We start from the raw sequence: 22,058 nt of genomic DNA, 5'->3' as shown, positions 1-22,058 counted from the left end.
CTTTTGCGCGCCCCGCGCGTAGGCGTCGGCGACCGTGATCGTCGTCCTGTGCGGGCCGCCCGGGTCGGGGAAGACGACCGTCGCGACGCGGCTCTGGGATCGGCTCGCCGCCGCCGGGCACTCGTTCGAACTCCTCCACTCGGACGATTTCTCCCGGCGCCCCTACGATCGGATGTCGGAGCGGGTCGCCGACGCGCCGGGGTCGAACTGGCTCCTCGACGGGACCTTCTACAGGCGCGAGTGGCGGGAGCGGTTCCGCGACCTGGGCGACGCGAAGGTCGTCTACCTCGCGGCCGACCTGGAGACCTGCCTCCGGCGGAACGAAGAGCGGGCGGAGCCGATCGACGAACGGGGCGTCCGCGCCATCTACCGCCGCTTCGAGGAACCCGACGCCGACGTGACGATCGACACGGACGAGGTGTCCCCGGAGCGGGCGGTCGATCGGCTGTGCCGGGCGATCGGCCGGTGGCTCGTCGAGGAGTCGGAGTAGACGGGGCAGGACTGGACCGGGGCCGCCGTCGCCGATCGTCCGCCGGGGGCGCAGCCCCGGGTGGGTATCGGCCCCCTGGACCCGCCGCGTCCGCTCCAGGAGGTCGTCGTCCGCCGCCGGAACCGCGAGGTCCTCCGGGGACGAGACCGCCGCGGCCTCGTCGGCCACTCGCCGGCCACCGCCGCTCAGCCGAAGAGGCCGCCCGACCCCGTCGCCGGCCGGCGCGCGCGCTCGCTTGGCGAGCGTCCCGCGACCGTCGGCCACCCGTCGGCCCAGCGGAGTCGGTCGATCATGAGCACTCGCCGCGGGATCGGGCCGGCCCACGGGTCCATTCGCTCGTAGGCGTGGTAGACGATCCAGTCCGCGCCGTCGTCGTCTCGAACGATCGCGTTGTGACCGGGACCGGCGAACGTATCGTCGCCGCGCAGGATCGTCGTCCCCGGCGCGCGGCTGAGCGGCTCGCCGGCGCGGTTCCGGTACGGGCCGCGGAGCGAGGGCGCCCGACCGACGACGACGCGGTAGGTGCTCTCAGCGCCCTCACAGCAGGTGCCCCGCGAGCCGAAGAAGTAGTACCGACCGTTTCGGCGGACGAGACACGCCGCTTCGACGCCCCTACCGGCGATCTGAAACGGCTCGCCGGCGAGCGACAGCCCGCCGGGCGCGAGTCGGACGCCGTAGATGCCCCGGTGGCTCCCGAAGAACAGGTACGGGACGCCGTCGTCGACGAGGAGTTCCGGATCGATGGTGTTGGGGACGCCGATCTCGGCGCTCCGGAGGAGGGGGCCGCGGTCCTCGAACGGCCCGGCCGGCGAGTCGGAGACGGCGACGCCGATGGCCGGATTCCGCTCGCCGAACTGCGCGACGGCGTAGTAGAGCACGTACCTGCCCGCGAGACGAGCGATGTCGGGGGCCCACAGCCCGTCGTCCCCGGTCCAACCCGGTTTCTCCGCGAACGCCTCGCCCGCGCGCTCCCACTCGACGAGCGTTTCGGAGCGGGCGATCGGGACCAGCGGCCGCCGCCAGGGCTGCCCCCAGTCGTTGTACGTCGCGTACGCGTAGAACGTCCCGTCGTCCGCGCGGACGACGGTCGGATCGGCGAACACCTCCCCGAAGACGGGGTTCCGGTACGTTCGGCGGCTCGGATCGGGGTCGGGGTCGAAAAGCGCGGCGGAGCCGGCAGCGGAGCCGATCACGCCAGACAGGAACTCGCGTCGCAGCACGCGACGGCGTACGGTCACCAGCGAGTAAATCGTTCCGTCGTTCGGCGGAGAGACACGTCCGCCGCGGGCACCGTCGTTCGAACCGAACGGTCGTCCGGACTGACGATCGTCCGAACGGGCTGATCGTCCGCGTTCACTCCCCGTCCGCGGGGGTCTCGTACCGTTCGAGCGCGAGCGTCGCCGGGTCGAGCACGTAGTAGCGCTCCCAGGCCGGCGCGAGGCTGACGACGCGGATCCCGCCGATCGTCGCCTCGGCGTGCCGGTGGTAGTGTCCGACGAGACAGAGGGCCGGCTCCAGCGCCGACAGGAGTTCGTCGACCGGCTCGCAGCCAGGATCGTAGCCGAACGAGAGCAGTCCGTGCGGCGCTTCGTGAACGAGGAGGACGTCCACGTCGTCGAGCGCCTTCGCCCGTTCGACGTCCTCGCGGGTGAAGTGTCGGCGGCGGTCGCCAGACAGCTCCGATCGAGGACGGTCGTACTGGGTCGGAGCGTAGTTTCCGGAGAGGCCCGCCACGCGGACGCCCTCCAGATCGACCGCCGTGCTGGCCAACAGCCGCGGGCGGTTCGCCCCGCCGTCGAGCGCGGCGTCGCCGCGCCTCAGCGCCTCGACGGCGTCGAAGTCCTCGTTGTTCCCCGCGATGAACCACGTGGGGACGGGCACCTCGTAGTGGAGCAGATCGCCCAGCTGCAGCGCGATCGCCTCGCCGGCGTCGCGGTAGGCGGCGAGGAGCGCCCGGCGCTTCTCCGGGTCGTCGGCGTGCGCGTCTCCGAGGACGAGCATGCCCGGACGTCGGGGCGCGGCGAACGTAAAGCCGACTCTCGGCGGCCGTCGCCGATCGCCGCCGAGCGCGCCGCCCGGCCGCCGAGCAACTACACCCGCAGTCGAACCGTCTCGTCCGTCGTGTCCGTGACGAACCGCGCCTCCAGGTGGTGCACCTCCTGGTTGACGATCCGCCCCCACCCGAGGTCGTCCAGCGTCTCCCTGTCGGCGTCCGGGCCGAGCTCGACGTACAGTTCGCCGTCCCGGACCTCGCTCACGGTGCCGATCACGTTTCCGCGCCGGTCGATCACGCGCTTTCCCACCTGCTCGTCCGAGAACTCCGCGGTCATGTCACCCGCACGTTCGGCCGCGAACGACGAATGCGTTCCGCCCGCCCCGCAACTTTCATCGACTTACGGGTGAAAATCCAATATTCCTACCTGAAGAACGATTATGACCGTCCGGACCGACGACTCAGGTGGGTGAAACGCGTGGCCGAGTCCACATCCGACGCCGAACCGGAGCGGGAACAGTCACTCGGCGAGACCCGTGAGCGCCTCACGGACGCGCTCGAAGGCGCGAGAGGGGGCGCGAAGCCGGCCGACGTCCGCGCCGTGCGCGAGGCGGTCCGGGACACGGCCGAGAAGATACTGCGGCGGCCCGTCGACGGGATCGTCGAGGTCAGCCCCGGCGACGGCGGCTGGACGGTCGGCGTCGAGGTGATCGAACGCCGATCGGTGCCCGACACGCAGGACATCCTCGGTCGGTACGACCTCCGGGTCGACGAGTCGGGAAGCGTCGACGAGTTCCGCCGGGTCGAGCGGTACCGCCGGAGCGAGTTCGACAGGCGGAAGCGCGAACCGACGTAGCGCCGCCGCGGCGCGCTTGAGGGCCGTGGCGGGCGAGGACCGTTGCTGCGAGGACCGTTGCGGCGAGGACCCGCCCGCGTGACGCGTGGCTGCGGACCGGAAGTAAGGTGAACGCCATGAGCGATCAGAATCTCAAAACGCCGACCGGCGGAGGCAGCGTCGTTGAACTACTCGAACGAGCGAGGTCCGACCTCGAAGGGATCTCGGAGGAACTCGACCTGGAGGAGGGACCCGACACCGCGATCTTCTGGGAGACGTTCGGCCGCGAGTTCGGCGGCCGCCTCGGACGGACCCTCGGCGACGCGCTCGGCGCGGAGATCGGCGAGGCCGTCGGCCGCCGACTCGCGGCGTACGCGTCCTCCGCGTTCGGCCGCGACGGAACCGAGGCGGCGGGCGGATCCGACGAACGAGCGGCCGACGCGGGGGACGACGGGACGCTCGACTCCGCCGCGCGGTCGATCGGCGCCGCGCTCGGCCGGGCGCTCGGCGAGGCCGTCGGTCGGCGGCTCGGCGAGACGCTGGGCGAGGCAATCGGTTCGCTCGTCGAGTCGGACGGGGACACCGAACTGACGGAGTTCCTCGAACCGGGGAGCGACGAGGGCGAATCGGAGGCGGAGCAGCTCCGAGACACCGTCGAGACGGGCGCGCGGGAGGCGAAGCGGATCCTCATCGAAGGCGTCGGCGAGGACGGGACGGACGGCGAATCCGAAACCGAATCCGAATCCGGAACTGCGGCCGACCGATCGGCGGACGAAGATCGATCGGGGGAGGGGGAAGCGACCGACGCGGACGAGCGGGAGGACCAGGGCGCGGAAGGTGAAGGGGATGCCGAACGGAGTGGAGACGAAGAGGAATCCGAAGAGACGGAAGCGGAGGGGCAAGAGGCCGAGGAATCGGAGGAGTCGGGAGAGTCCGAGGAATCGGAAGAGTCGGGGGAGGCGAAGACGGCCGAAGAGGAGAGCGAACCGGGCGAAGAGCGGGAGGTGGCCGGGGAAAAAGCGACCGGAGAGGCGGCCGGCGAGGCGGAAGAGGGCCGGGAGTCGAGGGAGGACGAAAAGTCCGACGAGGGCGGCGAGTCGGCAGAGAGCGCCGAGGCCGACGAGCCCGCCGATGAAGAAGCGGAAGGCGCCGGGGAGGAGGCAGAGGACGGGGAGGAGGCGGAAGACGCGGAGGGGACAGACGGACCGGTGGGGGAGGACCGCGCGGACGAGTCGGCCGGGCCGGACGAGTCAGAAGAGGCGGGAAGGGCCGAGGAGGTCGAGGAGGCCGAGAAGGCCGAAGAAACCGGGGAGCCGACTGACGCCGAGCGGGCGGACGAGGCGGTGGAGGAGATCGCCGCGAACCTCGGAGAGCTACCGGACGAGTCGCTACAGTCGCTGGCCGACCGGCTGATCGAGGAACTCGACAGGCGGGGGGCGGCCTGAGATCCGCGGACGGGCCGCCGCCGACCGCGAGGGGCCGCTTTCGGCGGTCGGGTGTCGACCGGGGCGCGTTTACCTGAGCCGGCGGTAGTCGTACTGCCCCCGGACGTGTTCGTGGAAGTACGATCCGTGCGACGACGCGCTGAGGAGCTCCTGGTACACCCGCCGCGGCACGTCGCGGTACCGGTAGACCCCGCCGCTGTGGAATTCGATCTCGAGCGTCTCGTCGTCGGGGTCGTACCCGACGCTCTTGAGGCTGCTCGACTCGACCGGCGTCCGGATCTCGGCGACGTACGCGAGTCGGTCGTAGGGCACGTACCCCACACGATTCCGCTCGGCGTCGTAGAGGTCGACGCCGTGGGCGCTCTCTTCGATCTCCGCGCACTCGATCTCCCGGCCGCTCTCGGTGACTGCCTTCATCGTCCCCGGGTACGCGCTTCGTCGCCCTCAACGCTCCGGCGGATCGGCGCGAAGCGCCGTCGGATCGGCTCGAAGCGCCGACTTTCAGATTCGGCGAACCGTGATCGAGGCGGGAGGTTCCGGTCTTCCGACGGTCGGGTCCACGTTCAAGCACCCGCCGCCCGTACCTAGCGGTTCCACCGAGTACCCAGCTATGAGTCCCACGAATCCTAACCCTAGCCCGAGCTCGAATCCGTTTTCCCTGCAGCGACAGGCGTGGAAGAGGGCGGCGGCGGACGCCGAGAAGGCGACCCTCGTCCCCGATCGGCTCCGCCGGATGGCGACCGTCGAGATCGAGGAGACGCCGCACGAGGTCGTTCACGCGGAGAACAAGCTCGCGCTCCGGCGGTACGAGTCCGACGCGGCGGAGCGGCGCGACGTGCCGGTGCTGTACGCCTACGCGTTCGTCAACCGGCCGTTCATCGTCGACCTCGAACCGGATCGGAGCGTGATCCGCCGGTTCCTCGAACGGGGCTTCGACGTGTACCTGATCGACTGGGGCTACCCGTCGAGACTCGACGCGCACGTCGGGCTGGACGACTACGTCGGTCGCTACCTCGACAACTGCGTCGACGCCGCCCGCGAGGAGACGGGGGCCGACGGGGTTCACCTCGTCGGGTACTCGACCGGCGCGCCGCTGTGCGCGATGTACGCGGCGCTGTACCCCGAAAAAGTCGCGACGCTGGGGCTGCAGGGGCCGCCGCTCGACTACAACGTCGACGGCGGGGTGTTCCGGCTCAAAGGGATCGTAGAGCGGCAGGACGCCTCCCGGTTCAGGGACGCGCTCGGCAACGTGCCGGCTCCGCTGCTCGATCTGGGGTTCGGACTGCGCAAGCCGGTCGAGTACGCCGTCGCGAACCCGCTGCGGCTGTGGGACCGCTTCGACGACGAGGAGTACGTCGAACACTTCGCCCGGCGGCTCCTCTGGAGCGCCGACGGCCCGGACGTGACCGGGGAGGTGTACCGGCAGTTCGTCGACGAGCTGATCCGCGAGAACGCGCTGATGGAGAACGAGCTGACGGTGAGCGGCCGCCGGGTCGACCTCTCGAACGTCGACGCGCCGGTGCTCTTGATCGTCGGCCGGGACGACCAGTTCGTCCCCGCCGAGTCCAGCCTCCCCTTCCTCGACGCCGTCGCGAGCGAGGACACGGAGGTCATCGAGTTTCCGACCGGGCACGTCGGCCTGTCGGTCTCGCGGGAGGCGCACGAGAAGTGGTGGCCGAGAGTCTGCGAGTGGTTCGCGCGGCGGTCGTAGCCGGGTGCGGTCGCGGGTCGCGAACCCGCCGCCTCACCGCGCGTCGAGGAACGCCGCCACCCTCGCGTCGAACTCGCGTTTCCGCTCGTGGAACGCGCCGTGTTTCGCGCCGCGAATCAGGTGCAGCTCCGCGTCCGGGATCCCCTCCGCCGTCTCCCGCAGCGTGCGCTCCGGGAAGAAGACGTCGTCCGTCCCGACGACGACGAGCGTCGGAACCTCGATCTCCCCGAGTTCATCGGTCCCGTCGTACTCGAGGATGGCCCGCAGCGACACCCACACGTCCGACGCCACGGCCGGCCGCGGGAGGACGAAACGCCCGGCGGACTGGATCATCGGCGGGTACAGGAACCGCCGCCAGTCCGAGAACATGCGCCTCGCCAGCTCGGCGCGGATCGAGAACCAGTCGCGCTCGCGGGCGTCCCGCTCCATCCGGCGGACGATCGGGCGGCCCTCCTCGTCCACGCGGCCGCCCGTGACGCCCAGCACGAGCCGTTCGACCAGGTCCGGACGGCGGGCGGCGAACCGCTGTGCGATCATCCCGCCCATCGAGAGGCCGAGCACGGAGGCCGGACCGAGCGCCTCCTCGAACACGCGGGCGTGACCGTCCGCCATCTCGCCGATCGTCTGCCCCTCCGGAAGCCCGCGCGGACGGCTCAGGAGGTAGACCGCGTACTCGTCGGCGAGCCGACGGTAGTACGCACCGAGCGCCCAGGCGGCGGCCGGGGGGTAGTCGCCGTCGAACATCGCGTCGCCGAACCCGGGGAGGACGACGAGCGTCCGCGGACCGTCGCCGACGCGGACGTACGGATACTCGTCCAGGAGGCGACCCCGCTCGGTTTCCGTCGTCGGCGCGAAGACGGGCGGGACGAACGGCTGCGCTCCGATCGACCTCGAGAGTCGAGCGGAGGCCAACCGCGAGAGCCGACCTGAGGGGGGAATGTCGGGCTCGTCGGTCCGCCCCCCGGGACCGCGCGTTCGGTCGACCGCGCTCTCATCGATCGGTCTCGTGGACGTCGGGTTCATCGGTTCCCACCTGGTTGGTTCGGCCGAGCGCGGTCGCGCCGCGGCGGGCGGCCCGGTACACCCGTCGATAGTATCGGGGTGATACTCAATGAAAACTGGGGTCCAAACGTCGCACGAACCGGTTACGGGGAACGACTGTCTCGGGTTCCGGCGGTACCGGCGATTAACTGTCGCGGGTCCGAACGAGCGGTATGGCGAGAGACGCGGTCGTGATCACCGGCTGTTCGTCGGGTATCGGCCACGAGACGGCCAGAACCTTCCGGGAGCGAGGGTGGGACGTGTACGCGACGGATCCCGATCCGGGTGAGCTGTCCGACCTCGAAGCGCTCGGGTGCGAGGCGGTCGAGCTCGACGTGACGGACGACGCGAGCGTGGAAGGTGCCGTCGAGCACGTCGTCGACGACGCCGGTTGCGTCGACTGCCTTGTCAACAACGCGGGGTACGGGCAGATCGGCCCCCTGGAGGAGCTACCGATCGATCGTCTCAGAGAGCAGTTCGAGGTCAACGCCTTCGGCCCGCACCGGGTCACGAGAGCCGTCCTTCCGTCGATGCGCCGTCGCGGCGGGGGAACGATCGTCAACGTGTCGAGCGTCTACGGCCGGACGGCGATGATCGGGCAGGGCGCGTACTGCGGCTCGAAGTTCGCGCTCGAAGGGATGAGCGACGCGCTCAGGGCGGAGGTGGCGAACCACGGGATCGACGTCGTGCTGATCGAGCCCGGGCCGGTCGAGACGCGCTTCGGCGAGACGGCGCTCCGACGGAAGGACGACCGGGAGCGGACGGGGGCGTACGAGTGGTTCGACAGGCTCTACAGCAGCCGCAGGACGATCGACAGGGCCCCAGGCGCGATCCAACCGGAGGACGTCGCGTCGGTCATCGCCGACGCGGCGAGCGACCCGAATCCCGGCACCCGGTACCGGCTCGGGCCCTACGGAAAAGTGCTCCCGCTCGGGGTCGTCGTTCCGACCAGGGTCCGCGACAAGGCGTTCAGCCTGCTCCAGCGCCTGCTCTGAGGCGACGAGCGGGACGCGTCGATCAGGCCTAAATCGCGCCGAAGAACCGGTCGAGCTCCCGGTTGAACGCCTCGGGCCGGTCCATGTTCGCCAGGTGACCCGCGCTGTCTATCGTCACGCGCGAGGCGTCCGGAATCGTCCCTTCGAGCTGTTTCGACTGGGAGACGAGCGTGCTCGCCTCGTGGTCGCCGTGGACGATCAGCGTCGGCGCGGCGATGTCGGAGGCGTCGCGCGGTTCGAACTCGTACAGCGAGTCGAACACCTTGATGAACTCGTCGGTCGTGAAGCGTCCGACCTCCTCCATCGCGTACGCCCGGGCGTCGCCGTCGAGCGCGAGCCAGGGTCGCCCCTCCGCGGTCCGGATCCACTGCAGCAGCCCGGCGAAGTACGCGCTCGGGCCGAGCGTTCTGATCCCCGTCCGGAGCCAGAGCTTCGGGAAGAGGAACCGCTGCTGCAGGGACGTTATCGGCAGCGGGGGGAACGTCCGCATGGTGCCGGAGAGGACGAGCCCGCGGACGTCGTCGGGGTGGGTAATCGCGTACGACTGCGCTACCAGGCTCCCGAGCGAGAGGCCGCAGACGTGCGCCGAGTCGATCGAAAGCTCGTCGAGGAGCAGCCGAACGTCGTCGGCGAACCCGTCGACCGAGTAGGTCTCCCTCTCCGTCGCCCCGTTTCCGCCGTGCCCCAGGAGGTCCATCGTCACGACCCGGTACCGGTCGGAGAAGTGCCGGACCTGCGCGTCCCACATCTCGCCGCTCATCCACCCGCCGTGGACGAACACCACCGCCGGACCGTCGCCGCGGCTCTCGTAGTGAAGTTCTCCGGCGCCGTCCGCGGTCTGTATCGTCGGCATCTGTTGTCGACGAGTACGAACGCCGGGACCGTGAATCCCGTTACACGCGTGCTAGCAGCAACCGAACCGTCGTCGAGGGCGCACGGGGCCTCGTCGCTCGCCCCGAGCGGATCGGAGATCGCGCGTCTCGCGCTCGCCGCGGGCGAGTCCGACGGTCACTCGGCGGTTCGAAACGCCGCGTGGATCGTCCGGGCGCGTTTCGGACCGATGCCCTCGATACGCATCAACTCCTCCGGCGCGGCGGCGAGCAGGGATTCGACGGTCGGGTACGCCTCGTACAGCGTCGTGGCGATCTCGGGACCGACGCCGTCGATGCAGCCGTACATCCGCTTGGGCGTCGGTTCGCGGGGGTCGGTCACCGCGCCGCCGTTCAGCCGGCGTTCGGAGGGGTCTTCGAGGTGCTTCCGACCGAGGCGGACGGCGAAGTCGACGAGCAGCCGCCGGTCGGAACAGGGGATCACCGGCGTTCCGGTGCGGGCGGTGATCGACGCCATCGATCCCCGGATCGAGGCCGGAGAGACGCCCGATCGAATCGTCTCGGTGTCGGAGAGGTCAGCCTCGACGAGCACGTAGGAGTACCCGTACCGCGCGTTCAGCCGCTCGATCTGCTCCCGGAGGTCGGTCCCGGAGCGCGCGAACGCAGAGGAGACGTAATCGCGGAGCGTCTTCCGCTCGAACCCGACGCCGTCGACCGCGACGTCGCCCGCCGGGAGGCGCACGACGGTCACGTCCTCGACGTCCGGGTGGGCGCGGACCTCCTCGACGAGCGATGGCGGCTCCCGATCGTCGACCCTCACCGAGACGCGCATGCGCCGCGGTACGCCGCCCGCGTCCAAGAGGCTCCCGGTGTTCCGCTCCCCGCTTCGATTGGCGGTGCCGGGGCGGGCGGATCCCCGACTGCTCGCCGTCGACCGCGAGTCGAGAACCCGGTGACGCGTCGGACTCGACGAACGTGTTTCGAGGGTCGAAACGCGTGTCTCCCCTCGAAACGGCGTGAAGCGCCCGAAACCGTTCTACGGGCGGAAACCCGGTGTCGCCAGATAAAGTGAGAGGCCCCGAGAGCGACCCTCCGAGCATGCCACAGAAGCCTACTAGGATCGTACCAAAATCGCGCGATTCGAGCCCGGTTGCGGACGAGGACGGCCGGGCGACAGCGTCGAACGATCACGCACGCACCGCCCCGGGACGCGGAAGCTCGCCGGAGGTGGAACGGGCGGAATGAGTCCCGTCGAACCAGCTCTCCGGGGCGTGCTGGTGACGGCACTGATGGTCCTGATCGGCGCGACCGCCACCTTCCAGTTCGTGGTGTTTCCCGAGATGCGGAAACGCGGAATCGACGCCGGGAGGGCCGAGCGCGTCGCCGTGCGGCTCGTCGGCTGGTCGCTCGTCGCCGCGCTGTCGTCGGCGACGGGGCTCGCCCTCTTTCGGGCGGCGTCCGCCCCGCAGCCGGTCGACCCGCTCCGTTGGACGCTCGTGACCGAGCCGGGGCGCGCCTGGGTCGTTCAATCGGGCGCGATCCTCGCCCTCGGCGGGGCAACCGCGATCAGGTCCCGCCGCCCGGAGCGGCTTCGACTGCGGTACTGGCTCGGATCGGTCCTCGGCGGGTCCCTTCTCGCGCTTCTCGCGCTCTGCTGGCGGAGTCACTCGACCGCCGTCTCGGACGCGTCGACCGCGATCCTGATGAAGTTCGGCCACATGACCGGGGCGGCGCTGTGGGTCGGCGGGCTCGTCGTCGTCGCGGCGCTCCCGTCGCTGCTCCCCGAGGAGTGGCACAGAGACCTGAGCCGGGTCGCGGCGGGTCTCATCCGGCGGTTCTCGATGGTCGCGGTCGCCGGCGTCACGCTCGCGTTCGCCACCGGCACGGTGATCGTCGCCTGGCACGTGCCCGCCGTGGACGCGCTCCACTCGACCACGTACGGAATCGTCCTGTCGATCAAAATCGCGCTCGTCCTTGTCGCGGCGGGGCTCGGGGGGCTCAACCGCGTCGTCCTCCACCGCCGGATCCTCCGGGCGGCCGACGGGACCGACGACGGCGGTCTCGCCCGCCGACTGCCGGGGCTCCTCGTCTACGGGCGTCCCGCCGGCCCCGATCCGCGCCGGGCGGTGGAGTGGTTCGTGCGGTCGGTCCGGGTGGAACTGGCCGTTCTCATCGTCGTGCTGCTGGTCTCGGTCTTTCTCACCGCGGCCCTGACGCCGTCGTACGAGCTGCTGAGCGCGAAAAGCGGGGTCCCGCTCACCTTCGTCTCGCGGGTCGCAGAGCAGACGCTCGTGCAGCGACCCGCGGAGCGCGCGGTCACGACCGGCTTCACGGCGCTCCTGCGGTTCGGGGCGCTCGGTATCGCCGTCACCGGCGCGCTGGCGCTCGGATACGAGGTCGGCGAGTTCACGGCCCACGAGCGGTGAGCGCCTTCCGCGGCTCCCGACGCCCGGTCTCCCCCCGCCGGTCGGCCGGCGGCGAACGCACCGCCGCTGTACTTATCCCTTATACCGCCTAGTACGACACGGGTGAGCACGCGCCGAATCGGATGTACGACGACATACTCTTCCCGACGGACGGGAGCGCGGGCACGACGATCGCGCTCCGTCAGTGTTTGTCTCAGGCGGAGATAGCCGGCGCGACGGTCCACGCGCTCTACGTCGTCGACGTCAGGACCTACGGCGCGCTCCCCGAGGAGATGCAGGAGCAGGTCGCGCGGGCGCTCCAACGGGCGGGGGCGGACGCGGTTGACCGGATCGCCGAGCGGGCCGAGGCGCTCGGCGTCGAGGTGAAGGGGGAAGTCCGTCACGGGATACCGCACGAGGAGATCCTCTCGTACGCCGACGAGAGCGGGGTCGACCTCATCGTCATGGGGACGCACGGGCGGTCGGGAGAGGCCCACCGGATCCTCGGGAGCGTGGCGGAGGAGGTCGTTCGAAACGCTCGCGTGCCCGTTCTCACGGTGCGGATGAGCGAATCCGCGGTCGACGCCCTCGAAGAGGACGTTCCCGAGGAACAGCGGCGGTACATCACCTGATTCGAGCGGAGGGGAGCGAACGCCGTCTCGCCCGCCCCGCCGGTCGGCGAACCGAAACGCCGCGCCGGTCGCTCCGCTCGGAGGCGGTCGACGAGCCGCGTCCGACGGGACGCGAACGACGCGGCCCGACACGAACGACCAAGGGCCGCGGAATCGAACCCTCGGCACATGCAGATCGATCGTCCCCTCGCGGCCGCGGTCGCGTGCGCGCTCCTGCTCCTGGCCGGGTGCCAGTCCGTCGTTCCCCCCGACGCCGGGCAGAGCGACGCCGGGATCGACTCCTGCACCGAGATCACGGAACCCGGTCGGTACGAGCTCACAGCCGACATCGAGGACGCCGAGGCCGGCCGGTGCATCAGAATCCGGACGAGCGACGTGGTCTTGGACGGAGGGGGCCACCGCGTCGACGGCGTCGGGTCGTTCGGCACGGCGGGGATCGTCGCCGGGTCGTGGGAGCGCCCCGTCTCGAACGTGACAGTCAGGAACGTCGAGGTCACCGGCTGGGACGACGGCGTCCGCTACGTCAGCGCCGACGGCGGTCGGATCGCCGGAACGACGACGGCGGACAACCGGATCGGCGTCCTCCTCGTCAATTCGAGCGGCAACGACCTCGTCGACAACGTCGCCCGGGGGAACGCCGTCCACGGCGTCGAGGTGGCCGACGAGAGCGACGGCAACCGGCTGTCGAACAACACCGCCGCGTCGAACGCGCTGTTCGGGATCCACCTCGTCGGCGGCGCGGGCGGCAACGAGCTCTCGAACAACGCCGTCCGCGGGAACCAGATGGGCCTCGCGCTCGTCTCCGCGGACGGGAACGCGGTCCGCGGCACCGCCGCCGAGGGCAACCGGATCGCCGGGGCGTGGCTGTCCGCCGCCGACGACAACGTCCTCGCGGACAACAGGCTCTCAAACCGCTTCTACGGGGTGATGCTCGCGGACGGCTCGGAGAACAACACGCTCTCGAACAACACCGCCGCCGGGAACGCCGTCGGGATCCGGCTCCGGTTCAGCGCGAACAACACCGTCGCCGACAACGTCGTCACCGACAGCCGCGCCGAGGGGATCCTCCTGATCTCCAGCGACGGCAACGCGATCGTCGGCAACACCGTCGCCGACAACCTGCGCGGGATCGTCCTCCTCGACTCCCGCGACAACCGCCTCTCGAACAACGACGTCCGGTCCAACCGGCGCGGCGGGATCATCGAAGGGCGGGGCGGCGAGCGCGACGAGCGCGCGCCGGGGGAGGGGTGACGGGGCGGATCGGGAGAAGCCACAGTCAGGGACGACGGTAACACAGCCGCGTTCGCAAATAATAGTATATGGCGTCGGACGTAGATAGAGGTATGACCGTCGTCGTTACGTTCTGCGTTCCCGCGCAGGCGTGCGCGCTGGGACGATCGCTCGGGGGCGACCCCGACATGACGCTCGAACTGGATCGGGTGATCCCGACCGAGAACACCGTGATGCCGTTCTTCTGGGTCTGGGGCGACGATACGGGCGCGTTCGAGGCGTCGGCGCGCGAAGAGCCCGCCATCGATCGGCTCACCCCCATCCAGCGCGTCGAGGACGGCGCGCTGTACTCGGCCGAGTGGAACCGGGACGCGGCGGGGACGCTGCGCGGGATCACGCGGACCGACGGCACGATTCTGGAAGCCAGGGCGACCTGCGTGGAGTGGACGTTCGAGGTGCGCTTCGGCGACGCCGACGCGGCGAGCGCGTTCAAGGAGTTCTGCCGCGAACACGGCGTCCCGATCGACCTCCGTCGGGTGTCGACGTCGCCGGAGCCGCGGCGGGAGCGCGGGTACGGACTGACGCCCGAACAGCGCGAGGCGATGGCGGTCGCATACCGGGAGGGGTACTTCGACGAGCCCCGCGGCGCGACCCTCGACGAACTGGCCCGGGCGCTCGGCATCTCGCCCCGGGCCGTCGCGGGGCGGATCCGGCGGGCGCAGTCCGCGCTGATCGAACACACCGGCCTCGCGGAGCGACCGGTGACGCACTGACGCCGAGGAACGACGTCGAGTACATGAACCCCTTCAGGGGTGAACGGATAGGTCCAACAGGGTGGAAGCGGAACTGTACCCCGTGAGACGTCCGGCCGGGGGATCGCCCCGGTTCGGTTCTGCCAACCATGGAAACAGACGACGAACGAGCGCACGCCACACCGAATCCGAACGGCGGACGCGACGGAACGGAGCGCAGCGCAGCGAACGGAGAGTCGACCGCCCTGGTCCGGCGTGAGATCGACGAGCACGAATCCGTCAGCGAGGCGGTTGCGATGGCGGTCGCCCGCGCGGAGGGCCTCGATCCAACGGAGATGGATCCGGTGTTCGACGCGATCAACGCCGACGCGCTGGACGCGATATTCGGGGACAGGTACGACGGGACGCCCCGTTCGGGCGGACGCCTGACATTCTGGACCCGAGGGTACGAAATCCGCGTCGAGGGCACTCGCTCCGTCGCCGTCGCCGCGCCGGGGACGTTCGACGCCTGACTCGCGCGGCGCGAGTGCGCACCGGCGGCCGGTGCGGGTGACGGGAGGACACCGCCGCGGTCACGCCCCGCCGTCGGATTCCGAGAGCCGGTCGACGAGCGGGTCGACGCCGCGGAGCTCGGCGACGGTCCGGACGTCGTACCCCTCCGACGCCAGCTCCCAGAACGACGACGTTCGCTCCCGGTAGCGCCGGTCCCGGAGCAGGTGGTGATCCCAGACGAGCAGCTCGGGCTCCGCCTCCCGAACGATCCGCCGGGCGTTGTCGACGGATCGACGGAGGTTCGTTCGGTTGACCACGTAGCCGAGCAGGTACGTCGCGGGGCCGTCGAGGAAGACGAGGTCGGGGTCCTCCTCGACCAGCCAGTCCGCGTAGTCCTCGACGACGGGCCCTTCGAGGTCGGACGAGTGGACGAACTTCGCCTCCGGAGTCTCGACGACGGTCGCGAACACCCACCCGGTGCTCGCGTACTCGATCCCGTGGAACAGCGGTCCGTGGAACCGGACGCGCGTCCCGCCCCGCTCGAACGAGCGCCCGTCCGCGAACCGGGCGAAGGGGGGCTCCTCGACCCACGGCTCCGTCGCCCACCGCTCCGCGCGGCCGCGGAACCTCCCGCGCCACGTTTCGAGCAGCTCCTCCCTGCGGGCCTGATAGCCGCCGAAGTCCTTCCCCGTCGCGTGCGGGAGGTCGGAGAGCGGGTCGTCGAACGCCCGCTGTCGCGGCGGCGTCTCCGTCAGCTCGACGCCGCGATCGGCCGCGAGCGCGGCGAGGAACTCCCCGGCCCGCTCGCGCTGCGAATCGTTGATCCAGCGGTTCGGATCCTTGAGCCAGAGTTCCGCGTCCCGGTACAGCGAGGGATCCGGCAGGTAGTGATCGTAGTGGTAGTGGGAGATCGCGACGTGATCCGCCCGCGACGCCGCCCGTTCGATCTCCCGTCGAGCCTCCCGCTCGCGGCGCGCTTTCTCGGCGGCCGACAGCGGATAGGAGGGCTGCATCGCGGCGACGCCGGGGTCGACACAGATCGAGAGGTCGGGCGTCTCGACGTAGCAGCAGGTCGTCTTCGCCCCGAGCGAGTCGCTCCAGACCGGAGTGAACGATAGGTCGGCGTGCCTCACGGATGGCGGCGTTCGGGTCACGGTCCGTCCGCCGCACCTACGGACCGGCGTCGGATACGTCCCCCGGCCGCGTCGATCGGCCGCCGACAGTCCGCGTCTCCCGGGAGTTCGACCCGATTCCCCGCCGGGGGCGAAAACGCTTTTCGCGCTCTGAGACGACCGTCGGAACATGTCCCACACGGTGCCGCCCGAGGTGGAAGAACTGATAGCCGACGCGCGGGTAATGGCTCACCTGGCGACGAGCGTGGACGACCGCCCCCACGTCGCGCCCGTGTGGTACGACTACGCGGACGGGACCGTCGAGATTCTCACGTCGGGGCGGAAGCTGGCGAACGTCCGGCGGAACCCGCGGGTCGCCCTCTCGATCCAGAAGGACACCGGGGGTCGGACCGAGTGGATGGTCGCGATCCAGGGAACGGCGACGGTCGTCGAGGACGAGGGGGAGACGCGGGCGGCCGCCCGGCGGATCAACGCCAAGTACGGCGCCGGCGAGACGGCCTACGCCGAGAACGCGCTCGTCCGGATAGCGGTCGGATCCGCGACGTGCCGGCTGTACTGAGACTGCGGTACCGGCTCTCAGAGGTGTCGCCGCAGGCCGGAGGAGCCCGATCGGTGCGCCCTCCAGCGAAGATATAGCCGTGAGCGCGGTAGTGACCGTAAGGTGACGGAGATGAGGGGACCGACGGTTTCGAGGCGGTGGTTGATCGCGGCGGTACCGGCGGTGCTCCTGATCGCGCTCAGGGGGTTCCTGCTGGAGGGCGGAATCCCCGTCGATCACGAACGGGTGGACGTCGTCCTCACCGTGCTCGAACTCGTGGCGCTGCTGCTGCCCGCGCTGGCCATCGCCCTCCAGGTCGTCCTCCAGTACTCCGAGTCCGTCCCGATCCGGACGCTCGGCCGGGGACCCGAACTGCGACGGTGGGCGTTCGTCTCCGTCGGCAGCGCCTCGCTGTGTCTCTTTCTCGCCGTGTTCGTCCTCCTCGGGAGCGTCGACCTGTCGCCGACCCTGTTCGCGGGAATCGCGCTCGTGTGGATGGCGATTTACCTGTTCACGCTCGTCCCCTTCGCCGCGGCGTTCGTCGCGTACCGCTCGGATCCGGACGACGAACGGTTGCACGACACTATCGGGCTGTACGGGCCGATCGCGGACTACGCGAGGTATCCGCGGGAAGTCCAGGAGTTGGTCATGGAGCACCAGGCGCGGCTCGACGGCGGGGAGCCGTCCTCGGGACCGCTCCGGGAGGCGGCCGGGACGGTGCGCCGTCGGTGACTGCCGGGTCAGTCGCTCCCGGATTCCGGCCCGTCGACGCGTACCGTCCGCGGCTCGGAGCCGGTGAGCCAGAGCACGTATTCCTGCTCGTCGTCGCTCGGGTTCACGTCGCGGTGGACGACCCCCGCCGGAACGCGGAAGAACTCGCCCGCGCGAGCCAGCTTTCGCTCGTCCGGGCCGGGGCCCCACTCCACGTACCCCTCGCCGGCGAGGACGTGGCCGAAGACGTCGTTGTCGCCGTGGTGGTGCCAGTCGGACTCGACGCGCCCGCTCGCGTGGCCCCGAACCTGCTGGACGGGCGCGTCCGGGAACGGCGTCAGGCGGGTCAGGTTTTTGAGCCGCGCGGTCGGGACGAGGTCGTCCTCGCCCGCCGCCCGCGGAGCCGGGTGGGACGCCTCCGACGGCGGTTCCTCGGCGGCGACGTCGACCGCCCCGTCGCCGGGCCCGACGAACGCCACGAGGGCGACGCACTCGTCGTCGCTCGGGTTCGCGTCGCGGTGGACGACTCCCGCCGGAACGCGGAAGAACTCGCCGACCCCGACGTCGATCGCGTCCGCGCGGTCGGGTCCGTACTCGATCCGAGCGCGACCCTCGACGACGACGCCGTACGCCTCGCGCTCGCCGTGTGCGTGCCACTCCGATTCGCCGCCGCCGGGCAGACGAATCCGCGCCAGGAGCGCCTCGTCCGCCTCGAAGACGGTCTCCCGCGTCCTGCCCGCGACGGACGCGGCTCGCGATTCGACGTCGCCCGGGCCGACGACGCTCACGTCGGGATCGCCGGTCATGGGTTCGGACCCTCCGCGTCGTCACCGGGAACGAGAGCCGCCCGAACGCCTCGTTTCCCGCGTTTTTCTCCGTCGGCACCCCGATCCTCGTCGGCGCAGAGGGCGACGCCGGTCTCGACGGCCCCGTAGCTCGCACAGCGGACGGTCGTCCCGTCCTCCGAGAGGGCGATCATGGCGGACGCTACGGTCGCCCGCGTAGAAAAGGCGTCCGGCGGTTCGACGCCCGCCCCTCGTCCGTCCTCACCCCGCCGAGAGAACCTCGTCCAGCCAGTCGTAGATCGCGCCGTGGGCGAGCGAGAGGTTCCCGAGCTGGCAGTGCTCGCCCGCGCCCTCCTCGGCCGTGAACACCCGGACCGTCGTCGGCCCGGCCACGGCGTCGGCGAACTCGTAGACGAGGGGCAGCGGGATCAGGTGGTCGTCCTCCCCCGCGAGCGCGAGCGTCGGGCAGGCGATCCGGTCCGCGACGCCTCGAAGCGAGTACTCCCGGAGCGTCTCGCGGAGCCCGGCCGCGTCGGTCCCGAACACCCAGCGAGAGTTTTCGAGCCGCCAGCGTGCGCCGGGATCGAACCGCGCACCGAGGGAGGCGAGCGCGTTCACGAAGGCGTCCGGCGCGCGGGCGACGAGCGCCGCGGTCCGCTCTTGCCCGTAGGCGGCCGCGGACCAGAGATCGAAGCAGTGGTCGAACGCGACGCAGGCCGCGACGCGGTCGTCGAACGCGGCGATCCGCGGCGCGTAGTAGCCGCCCATGCTCGCGCCGACGAGCGCGATGCGCTCCGGATCGACCGCCGGTAGATCCGCGACGAAGTCGAGGACCGGCCCGCCGACCGCCTCCCAGTCCGGTCGAGCGTTGAGTCCCCCGAACCGGAGCGGCGCGCCCTGTCCCGGGCCGTCGAAGAGCAGACACGCGTACCCCCGCTCCAGGGCGGCCGGGACGCCGCAGAGGAGGTACAGCTCCTCCGCCACGGAGTCGAACCCGCCGACGCAGACGACCGTCGACCGCGGCCCGTCACGGCCGTCCGCTTCGGGTTCGAACAGGTAGCCCGGCAGCGCGGCGCCCTCGTAGGGAATCTCGACCCGGCGGACCGGCGCGCCGAGCAGGTCGAGCGCGCGCCGGAACGCCTCCCTGCTCCGCTCGTACGTCGGCGCGCGCCTCGCGTCGTCGCCCGTGAGGAAGAACTCCGCCGTCCGGTAGTAGTTGTGCGCCCTGAGAAACGCGCCCCGGGCCGTCTCGTCGCGCCCGTCCCCGCGGGCGTCCTCGGCGAGGGCCGCGACTCGATCTGCGGTCCGCCGCCACTCCGCGTGCCAGGCCTCGAAGTCGCCTTCGTCGATCCGCTCGACCGTCGCGAGGCACTCCCCCGGCTCGGCGCCGCCGTAGGTGCCGTAGGAGATCGCCCTGAGCGTCTGGTAGTCGAATGTCGGATCGTCGAAGTGGACGCGCATGCGATCCGTACACGCATCGGGACGATAACGCTTCGGAGCGCCACCGCCCGCGAGTTCGACCGAGGAGGGTGAGGGAGTTTACTTAACTGTACTCCCTAATGGTAACTCTCGTTCGAATAGATTTTATTCCGCGCACGTCGTTGCACGTCGGTACCCGACGAACCGGGCGACGGCCGGCGTCGTCGCATCGAACGGGCGAAAGTCGGCGTCGTCGTGCCGAACGCGGAAGGCGGCGTCGTGTCGAACGCGAAAACCGGCGTCGTCCGATCGAACGGACGGACGCGACGCCCTCGCGGCGGTACCGGCTACAGAATGCCCGTCCCGGAGGTTCCGACTGTCCGATGAAGTACTTCACCGTCACGCTACGCCCGGCGGAAGGGGGCATCCACCCGGTCGACAGGATGCTCGCGGCTCGACCGACGATCGAGCGGCAGGCGCTTCTGTACGTCAACGCCTTCTCCAACGGAACGGGGGTGATGGTTTACAGCGTTCGGGGCGACCGCGAGCGCCTCGCGGACGCCCTCGGAGCGCACGAGGACCTCATCGCCCACGACGTGCTCTACACGGAGGCAGACGCGTTTCACCTCTACGTCCACGTGCGGCCCGGCGAACCGGCCGGGTCGCTCATGATGCTCTTTCAGGAGCACGCGCTCATGATCGACACGCCGATCGTCTTCACCGGGCGCGGCGGACTGCGGACGACGCTCATCGGCTCCCACGAGACGCTCCGGCGCGCGGTCGAGGGGATACCCGACTCCGTCGACGTCTCGATCGAGCAGGTCGGTCAGTACCACTCGGACAGCAGGTACGTCCGCTCGAAGCTGACGGACCGCCAGCTGGAGGTCGTCGAGACCGCGCTGGAGATGGGTTACTACGAGATCCCCCGGCGGACCACCCACCAGGAGATCGCGCGGCGGCTGGGGTGCGCGCCGAGCACCGTCAACGAACACCTCCGGAAGGTCGAATCGCGGGTGCTGTCGCAACTTCGGCGGTGACCGCCCCGCCCCCCCCCGCTTTGACGCGTCACCGCTCCCCGTCGACATCGACGTACACCCGGAGGTGTTCGAGAAGCTCTCCCGCGGCCCGGACGTACAGCGCCTCCCCGTCGTCGGATTCGACGGCGGCGTCGACGTCGATCGCCCCCGCGCGGTCGAGCGCGGCTTCGACCCGTCGAGCGGAAATCCGCTCCCGCCCCCCGCCGCTGATATCCCGCAGGAGCGCGCTCTCCCCGGACAGTTTCGCCGACTCCTCCTCGACTATCTCGCGCGCGGAATCGCGGACCGCCTCGATCTCGGGAAGCCGGTACCGACCGGCGCGGTCGGCGAACCACCCGCCGAGCAGGACGAGAACGGCCGCCCTGCGCCGCCTGTCCGACCGCTCGACGCCGGCCTCGATCCCGGAGTCGAGCGTCCGCGCCGCGGCCGAGAACCCGGCCCAGACGTCCCGCCGGACGAACGCGAGGAGCGCGTACCGAAACCGGTGGCGCTCGTGTCGCTCCCGATCGCCGCGGTCGAGGTGAAGCGCCGCCAGCGCGCCGTGGACGCGGCGACCGCGGTCCGGGAGCTTCGTCGCCCGGTCGAGCGCCGCCCGGTACGACTCGATCGCGCCCTCGGGGTCGCCGACCGCCTCGCGGGACGCGCCGAGATTGAACCGGGGTCTCGGATCCGACGGGTCGTCCTCGGCCGCGCGGGCGAAGTCCTCGATCGCCCGCTCGTGGCTGCCCTGCTTCGCGTAGGCGTTCCCCCGTTCGAGGTACGCGTCGGCGTACGAGGGATCGAGTTCGATCGCCCGGTCGAGGTCGTCGTTCGAGCCGTCGACCCGCCCGAGGCGGGCGCGGGCGATCGCCCGGTTGTAGTAGGCGTCCGCGTTCGTCGGGTCGGCGTCGATCGCCCGCGCGTAGTCGGCGAGCGCGTCGGCCGGTCCCGAGGTTTCGCACCTGGAGACGCCCCGCGCGTTGTACGCCTGCGAGTGCGCCGGTTCGTGCTCGACCGCGCAGTCGAACGCGTCGATCGCCGCGTCGTGGTCGCCCGCGAGCGCGAGCGCGGTGCCCCGCTTGTAGTGCGCCTCGGCGTCCGCCGGGTCCAGTTCGACGGCGCGGTCGTAGTTCGCCATCACCTCCCGCGCGTCGCCGAAGGCGACGTACGCGCTGCCGCGGTTGTGGTGCGCCCGCGCGTTCGCCGGGTCGAGTTCGATCGCGCGGTCGTACGACTCGACGGCGCGGCCGTACTCGCCGCGCTCGGCGAGCGCGTTCCCGCGGTCGACGTGGGTCTCGGCGCGCTCCGGGTCGAGTTCGAGCGCTCTATCGAGGTCGTCGAGGGCGCGGTCGAGTTCCCCGGCGGCGAGGCGGGCGCGGCCGCGAACGACGAGCGCGGCGACGCGGTCCGGGTCCTCGTCGAGCAGTTCGGTGAGGCGGTCGATCGCCGTCCGGGCGTCGCCCCGGCGGAGCGCGGCGACGGCTCGGGCGTCCGCGTCGGCGTGCGAGGGGCGTGGTCGGTTCGTGTCGAGTTCGGGTATATCGTCTCGAAACATCGTCGAATGCCGATCGTCTCGGAGAGCGGTCGAAGGCGATACCGAGCGGG

The 22,058-nt window shown here is 70.8% G+C and carries 25 protein-coding genes; 13 read left to right on the top strand and 12 right to left on the bottom strand.

Features of this window, described 5'->3' with window-relative positions; all coding sequences use genetic code 11:
* Window positions 1-34 precede the first annotated feature (34 nt).
* Window positions 35-490 (top strand): AAA family ATPase, encoded by a 456-nt coding sequence (locus tag CNO20_RS03175; RefSeq protein ID WP_101294559.1) that lies wholly within the window; start codon window positions 35-37, stop codon window positions 488-490.
* A gap of 185 nt (window positions 491-675) precedes the next feature.
* Here the strand turns inward: CNO20_RS03175 and CNO20_RS03170 are convergent, their stop codons facing one another.
* The 3 genes from CNO20_RS03170 to CNO20_RS03160 form a co-directional block, all read right to left on the bottom strand.
* The gene (locus CNO20_RS03170; protein ID WP_158237359.1) at window positions 676-1,710 is read right to left on the bottom strand and encodes a family 43 glycosylhydrolase; all 1,035 of its coding nucleotides are present in this window, start codon (window positions 1,708-1,710) and stop codon (window positions 676-678) included.
* Between the two features lie 133 nt (window positions 1,711-1,843).
* On the bottom strand, window positions 1,844-2,491 hold the full coding sequence (locus CNO20_RS03165; RefSeq protein ID WP_101294557.1) for a metallophosphoesterase family protein: 648 nt from the start codon (window positions 2,489-2,491) through the stop codon (window positions 1,844-1,846).
* Window positions 2,492-2,580: 89 nt separating this feature from the next.
* Complete coding sequence (locus CNO20_RS03160; RefSeq protein WP_101294556.1) at window positions 2,581-2,820, bottom strand: hypothetical protein; 240 nt, start codon at window positions 2,818-2,820, stop codon at window positions 2,581-2,583.
* 141 nt (window positions 2,821-2,961) lie between these two features.
* On the opposite strand from CNO20_RS03160, the gene gvpO reads away from it, so the two are divergent.
* Both gvpO and CNO20_RS03150 read left to right on the top strand, forming a co-directional pair.
* A complete protein-coding gene (gvpO, locus tag CNO20_RS03155; protein ID WP_158237358.1) occupies window positions 2,962-3,339 on the top strand; it encodes a gas vesicle protein GvpO in 378 nt (125 codons plus the stop codon).
* A gap of 116 nt (window positions 3,340-3,455) precedes the next feature.
* On the top strand, window positions 3,456-4,763 hold the full coding sequence (locus CNO20_RS03150) for a putative sodium/potassium/calcium exchanger (protein WP_101294554.1): 1,308 nt from the start codon (window positions 3,456-3,458) through the stop codon (window positions 4,761-4,763).
* A 69-nt stretch (window positions 4,764-4,832) separates the two neighbouring features.
* Here the strand turns inward: CNO20_RS03150 and CNO20_RS03145 are convergent, their stop codons facing one another.
* Window positions 4,833-5,180: a KTSC domain-containing protein gene (locus CNO20_RS03145; protein WP_101294553.1), complete on the bottom strand. Its 348-nt coding sequence runs from the start codon at window positions 5,178-5,180 to the stop codon at window positions 4,833-4,835.
* 193 nt (window positions 5,181-5,373) lie between these two features.
* On the opposite strand from CNO20_RS03145, the gene CNO20_RS03140 reads away from it, so the two are divergent.
* The gene (locus tag CNO20_RS03140; protein ID WP_101294552.1) at window positions 5,374-6,474 is read left to right on the top strand and encodes an alpha/beta fold hydrolase; all 1,101 of its coding nucleotides are present in this window, start codon (window positions 5,374-5,376) and stop codon (window positions 6,472-6,474) included.
* Window positions 6,475-6,507: 33 nt separating this feature from the next.
* On the opposite strand, the gene CNO20_RS03135 is transcribed toward CNO20_RS03140, so the two are convergent.
* Window positions 6,508-7,497, bottom strand: coding sequence for an alpha/beta fold hydrolase (locus CNO20_RS03135; RefSeq protein WP_101294551.1), 990 nt, complete (start codon window positions 7,495-7,497; stop codon window positions 6,508-6,510).
* A gap of 191 nt (window positions 7,498-7,688) precedes the next feature.
* On the opposite strand from CNO20_RS03135, the gene CNO20_RS03130 reads away from it, so the two are divergent.
* Window positions 7,689-8,510: an SDR family oxidoreductase gene (locus CNO20_RS03130; protein ID WP_101294550.1), complete on the top strand. Its 822-nt coding sequence runs from the start codon at window positions 7,689-7,691 to the stop codon at window positions 8,508-8,510.
* 28 nt (window positions 8,511-8,538) lie between these two features.
* Here the strand turns inward: CNO20_RS03130 and CNO20_RS03125 are convergent, their stop codons facing one another.
* Together CNO20_RS03125 and CNO20_RS03120 are read right to left on the bottom strand one after the other, a co-directional pair.
* Complete coding sequence (locus CNO20_RS03125) at window positions 8,539-9,363, bottom strand: alpha/beta fold hydrolase (RefSeq protein WP_101294549.1); 825 nt, start codon at window positions 9,361-9,363, stop codon at window positions 8,539-8,541.
* A gap of 155 nt (window positions 9,364-9,518) precedes the next feature.
* Window positions 9,519-10,172 (bottom strand): helix-hairpin-helix domain-containing protein, encoded by a 654-nt coding sequence (locus CNO20_RS03120; RefSeq protein ID WP_101294548.1) that lies wholly within the window; start codon window positions 10,170-10,172, stop codon window positions 9,519-9,521.
* Window positions 10,173-10,581: 409 nt separating this feature from the next.
* Between CNO20_RS03120 and CNO20_RS03115 the strand changes: the two genes are divergently transcribed.
* The 5 genes from CNO20_RS03115 (at window position 10,582) to CNO20_RS03095 (ending at window position 14,871) form a co-directional block, all read left to right on the top strand.
* Window positions 10,582-11,766, top strand: coding sequence for a copper resistance D family protein (locus tag CNO20_RS03115; protein ID WP_101294547.1), 1,185 nt, complete (start codon window positions 10,582-10,584; stop codon window positions 11,764-11,766).
* Between the two features lie 122 nt (window positions 11,767-11,888).
* Window positions 11,889-12,377 carry a universal stress protein gene (locus tag CNO20_RS03110; protein ID WP_101294546.1) on the top strand — a complete coding sequence of 163 codons (489 nt, stop codon included), beginning with the start codon at window positions 11,889-11,891 and terminating at the stop codon, window positions 12,375-12,377.
* Window positions 12,378-12,545: 168 nt separating this feature from the next.
* Window positions 12,546-13,628, top strand: coding sequence for a right-handed parallel beta-helix repeat-containing protein (locus tag CNO20_RS03105; protein WP_101294545.1), 1,083 nt, complete (start codon window positions 12,546-12,548; stop codon window positions 13,626-13,628).
* A gap of 92 nt (window positions 13,629-13,720) precedes the next feature.
* The gene (locus CNO20_RS03100) at window positions 13,721-14,380 is read left to right on the top strand and encodes a helix-turn-helix domain-containing protein (protein ID WP_101294544.1); all 660 of its coding nucleotides are present in this window, start codon (window positions 13,721-13,723) and stop codon (window positions 14,378-14,380) included.
* 128 nt (window positions 14,381-14,508) lie between these two features.
* Complete coding sequence (locus CNO20_RS03095; RefSeq protein WP_101294543.1) at window positions 14,509-14,871, top strand: HalOD1 output domain-containing protein; 363 nt, start codon at window positions 14,509-14,511, stop codon at window positions 14,869-14,871.
* A 60-nt stretch (window positions 14,872-14,931) separates the two neighbouring features.
* Here CNO20_RS03095 and CNO20_RS03090 read toward each other — a convergent pair whose 3' ends face one another.
* Entirely contained in the window at window positions 14,932-15,984 is a 1,053-nt protein-coding gene (locus tag CNO20_RS03090; RefSeq protein ID WP_143423138.1) for an MBL fold metallo-hydrolase, read from the bottom strand.
* Window positions 15,985-16,153: 169 nt separating this feature from the next.
* Here CNO20_RS03090 and CNO20_RS03085 point away from each other — a divergent pair, with 169 nt between their 5' ends.
* A complete protein-coding gene (locus CNO20_RS03085) occupies window positions 16,154-16,543 on the top strand; it encodes a pyridoxamine 5'-phosphate oxidase family protein (protein ID WP_101294541.1) in 390 nt (129 codons plus the stop codon).
* Between the two features lie 102 nt (window positions 16,544-16,645).
* A complete protein-coding gene (locus CNO20_RS03080) occupies window positions 16,646-17,254 on the top strand; it encodes a hypothetical protein (RefSeq protein WP_101294540.1) in 609 nt (202 codons plus the stop codon).
* 8 nt (window positions 17,255-17,262) lie between these two features.
* Here the strand turns inward: CNO20_RS03080 and CNO20_RS03075 are convergent, their stop codons facing one another.
* The 3 genes from CNO20_RS03075 to CNO20_RS03070 all read right to left on the bottom strand — a co-directional run bounded on the left by CNO20_RS03075 (window position 17,263) and on the right by CNO20_RS03070 (window position 19,479).
* Window positions 17,263-18,039, bottom strand: coding sequence for a cupin domain-containing protein (locus CNO20_RS03075; RefSeq protein ID WP_101294539.1), 777 nt, complete (start codon window positions 18,037-18,039; stop codon window positions 17,263-17,265).
* Window positions 18,036-18,212, bottom strand: coding sequence for a hypothetical protein (locus CNO20_RS22885; protein WP_158237357.1), 177 nt, complete (start codon window positions 18,210-18,212; stop codon window positions 18,036-18,038). Before CNO20_RS22885 ends, CNO20_RS03075 begins: the two co-directional genes overlap by 4 nt.
* Before the next feature lie 67 nt (window positions 18,213-18,279).
* Entirely contained in the window at window positions 18,280-19,479 is a 1,200-nt protein-coding gene (locus CNO20_RS03070) for an alpha/beta hydrolase family protein (protein ID WP_101294538.1), read from the bottom strand.
* Between the two features lie 341 nt (window positions 19,480-19,820).
* Between CNO20_RS03070 and CNO20_RS03065 the strand changes: the two genes are divergently transcribed.
* Window positions 19,821-20,474 (top strand): helix-turn-helix domain-containing protein, encoded by a 654-nt coding sequence (locus tag CNO20_RS03065; RefSeq protein WP_101294537.1) that lies wholly within the window; start codon window positions 19,821-19,823, stop codon window positions 20,472-20,474.
* Window positions 20,475-20,502: 28 nt separating this feature from the next.
* Here the strand turns inward: CNO20_RS03065 and CNO20_RS03060 are convergent, their stop codons facing one another.
* Entirely contained in the window at window positions 20,503-22,008 is a 1,506-nt protein-coding gene (locus CNO20_RS03060; RefSeq protein ID WP_101294536.1) for a tetratricopeptide repeat protein, read from the bottom strand.
* Window positions 22,009-22,058: the final 50 nt, after the last annotated feature.

The sequence above is a fragment of the Halegenticoccus soli genome, assembly GCF_002844195.1.
GTDB lineage: Archaea > Halobacteriota > Halobacteria > Halobacteriales > Haloferacaceae > Halegenticoccus > Halegenticoccus soli.
Note: the sequence above shows the minus strand (reverse complement) of the source record. Positions and strands in the feature narration are given on the sequence as shown.